3 protein-coding genes and 1 pseudogene are annotated in these 3047 nt (G+C 70.6%); all 4 read left to right on the forward strand.

The genetic code is table 11. The annotated features are described in order from the left end of the window. Positions 1-40 precede the first annotated feature (40 nt). The 4 genes and pseudogenes from GAK38_RS23780 (at position 41) to GAK38_RS23795 (ending at position 2746) form a co-directional block, all read left to right on the forward strand. Complete coding sequence (locus GAK38_RS23780) at positions 41-226, forward strand: transposase (protein ID WP_291785639.1); 186 nt, start codon at positions 41-43, stop codon at positions 224-226. Next, positions 219-917 (forward strand): annotated as a pseudogene (locus GAK38_RS23785) (acyltransferase domain-containing protein); the annotation flags it as partial. The gene GAK38_RS23780 and the pseudogene GAK38_RS23785, both read left to right, overlap by 8 nt. A gap of 250 nt (positions 918-1167) precedes the next feature. Then, positions 1168-1743: a hypothetical protein gene (locus GAK38_RS23790; protein ID WP_325347348.1), complete on the forward strand. Its 576-nt coding sequence runs from the start codon at positions 1168-1170 to the stop codon at positions 1741-1743. A 160-nt stretch (positions 1744-1903) separates the two neighbouring features. Next, complete coding sequence (locus GAK38_RS23795; RefSeq protein ID WP_325347349.1) at positions 1904-2746, forward strand: alpha/beta hydrolase family protein; 843 nt, start codon at positions 1904-1906, stop codon at positions 2744-2746. The last annotated feature ends 301 nt before the right edge of the window (positions 2747-3047 follow it).

Here is a 3047-nt window from a genome sequence, read left to right on the forward strand (position 1 = left end):
GAAGGCGCTCGCACAACGGCCATGGCTCACGGTCGAATGGTTGCCGAAATACGCGCCCGAGCTCAACGACATCGAACGAAGCTGGCGCGATCTCAAGCGCCATCATCTGGCCAATCGGACGTTCCTGTCCGTGGACGATCTCGACTCGAAAATTCATCAAGCCGTCCTCGCGATGAATCAAGAGCGGGTCATCAATACGTGTTGTGATTTACGCATAGCTGCTTAGGCGTCGCTGCGTGGCAGGCTGCAGCGTTGGCGAGATCGCGGCCTGGCATGTGGCCGGGCGCTTCGATGCGCTGACGGCATTCGATCTGGTGGGCGCGCGCGCCGACGCGATGGATGCCGCCAGCGGCGGCGACGAGGCGATGCTGTTCGTGCGCGGGCTCTGCCGCTCGAAGCTCGAGGCGCTCTGTGCGCAGTATGAGGCGGCCGTGGCCATCGTCAATCCCGGCTATGCCCACGTGGTGGCCGGCGTGGCGCACGCGTTGCCCGCCCTGGCCGACGCGGCCCGGGCACAGGGCGCCACGCGCGTCGTGCCGGTGCCGGTGCACATCGCCTCGCACACGCCACGGCTTGCTGCCGCGGTGCCGGTGTTTCGCGCCGCGCTCGATGCGGTCCCGCTCGCGCGCGGCGAGGCCGGCACGCGGCTTTTCAGCGGGATCGACGGCGCGGCCGTGCTCGATGCGCGCGCGGGCCTCGACAAGCTGGCGCGTCAGCTCGCCGAGCCCGTCGACTGGGCCGCGTGCCTAGCGGGCTGTGTCGAAGCCGGCGCGAGCGCTTTCCTCGAGCTGGGCCCCGGGCGTGCGCTGGCCGACATGGCAGCCGCCACGTATCCGGCGATTCCCGCACGCAGCCTGACCGATTTCCATTCGTGGGACGGCGTCGATACGTGGCTGGCGAGAGTGGCCGTGGCGTGAGCCGGTGGGCGGCGGTGCCCGTGCCGTGCCTGCGCGGGAGCGCGCAGGAGCCTGCGCGCCGGCAAGCCGCACCGGCCCGGGTACGGCCGCGGGCCCGGCGATCGGGCCCCGATGCAGCGCGCGCTCGCCCGGCTCGATGGCGTACGCGCACGGCCTCACGGCAGCATGGCGGCGTGCGAACGTCGTCGCGGCGCCACGCTTTATCGAAAGCACTTGCGGTCCGATCCGGCGTGACTACAATACCCGCCCGATGAGACCACACGCCCTTGCCGCCGCGCTCGCAGCCGCGCTATCCCTCCCTGTTTGCTTCGATGTCGCGGCGTTGCCTGCGCCGTCCGGCGAGGTCTCGGTACCCGCCTATTTTCAGTCCGATCTGACGGCCGCCACCGCGCTCGACGCCACGCTCGCGCTGGTGCAGGGCGCGCGACGGCGCGTGCTCGTGGCCGGTTACGTGACGCTGCCGCCCGTCCTTGCGCAAGCGTTGTGCGCCGCGCGCCGGCGCGGCGTGGACGTGCGCGTCGTGCTCGATCGCTCGGGCCCGGCGTTGCGCTACAGCGGAGCCGGTTATCTGACGGGCGCCGGAGTCGACGTCGCACTCGCGAGCCGGCCAGCCTGGCTAACCGCGCCGTTCGTGGTGGCCGACGACGCGGTGGCGCTCGGCATGCCCGCTTCGCGTGGGCTGCCGGCCGGCCGTGTCGCGCCCACGCAGGCGCCGGGCGGCCTCGATGTCTATCGCGACATGCCGCAGCTTGCGCGCTCATACACGCGCACGTTCTGGCAGCTTTACGCTCGCGCGGCCGACCGCGCAAGTGCGCAAGGGCACTGACGCCGGGCTTGAGGCCACCGGGGTGTGATGGTGTGCGCCCTGATGGGACCGCGTGCGTGCGGTGCGCCTGGGCGAGTGCCTCACCGCTGCGCTGCGCGCTTCGATATGGCAGCGTGTATCGAACGCTTGCACAATAGCGGCTCCCGCCACGAGACAGACGATGACGATCACGGTCGAGACTCTCCAGTTCGAGGCACGCGACGGCCGGACACTGATGGGCACGCTCTATGTGCCGGCGGCGTCGAACGGCCGCGCGGTGCTGATCAGTGGCGCGCTCGGCGCGCCCCGAACCCGATATGACGCCTATGCGAGCCATCTCGCCGCGGCTGGCTTTCGCGTGCTCTGTTTCGACTTTCGCGGAGTAGGCGGATCGCGGGCCGTGCATGCGGCATCCGATCCGGCCACGCTGCGTCAATGGGGCGAGGTCGATTTGCCGGCCGCGCTCGACTGTCTGGCGGCGCGGGCCCCCGGGGCGCGGCTGCTGGCGGTCGGTCATGCCGAAGGCGGGCAATGGCTCGGGCTCGCACCGAACCTGGCCCAGGTGCGCGGTGTGCTCAGCGTCGCGAGCGGTGACGGCGGCTGGCAGCGGGCTCGCGGCTTGGCGCGCGTGCGTGCCGGCTGGCAGGCCTGGGTGGCGTTGCCGGTTGCCACGCGGCTTGCCGAGCGCGTACGGGCCGGCGAGGGCGAGGTGCCGGCCGGCGTGGCGCGCGAATGGGCGCGTTGGCGCCGGCATCCGGCGTATTTCGTCGATGCCGCTGGCCGACTGCTTCACCTGACGTTCGACACCTACCGCGGGCCGCTGCTGGCCTATGTGATCGACGACGATCGCCTCGCGCCACGCGAAGCCGTGATCGCGCTGCACCGCCGCTATCGTGCTGCCCGCGTCGAGCTGCGCGAAATCGCACCGCATCGAGGCCAGCGCCCGATCGGCCGGGCCGGCTATTTCGCCGACGAGAACCGCGCGTTGTGGCCCTCGGGCGCGGCCTGGCTCGCATCGGCCTGAGCGACCTGTGCGACCTGTGCGACGTGTGTGGCGCGACGGCCTCGCGCGATCGCGCAAGCCGCTCCCTGGCCCTCGACCATGACACGGCAACGCTGCTAAGCAGGTCTTGAAAAATTTTCCCACGTAACCACATGAGCCATGAAATGGTGACGTGGAGCGTTGAGAATGGGGCGCAGATGCACATTGACGGCCAGCGAAGAAGCCCGATCCGCCCTGGCGCAAATGAGCCGGTCGAAAGATCGGCGGGAAGCGGATCGCGCCCGCGTGGTCCTGTGGAGTCTGGATGGCCTGAGTGGGCCAG

The sequence above is a fragment of the Xylophilus sp. genome (assembly GCA_009914555.1).
Taxonomy (GTDB): Bacteria; Pseudomonadota; Gammaproteobacteria; order Burkholderiales; family Burkholderiaceae_C; genus WNDY01.

What these genes read in the sequence shown, in the direction of transcription:
- GAK38_RS23795 (WP_325347349.1), top strand. Translation starts at nt 1,904, where the DNA reads ATGACGATCACGGTCGAGACTCTCCAGTTCGAGGCACGCGACGGCCGG.
- GAK38_RS23790 (WP_325347348.1), top strand. Translation starts at nt 1,168, where the DNA reads ATGAGACCACACGCCCTTGCCGCCGCGCTCGCAGCCGCGCTATCCCTC.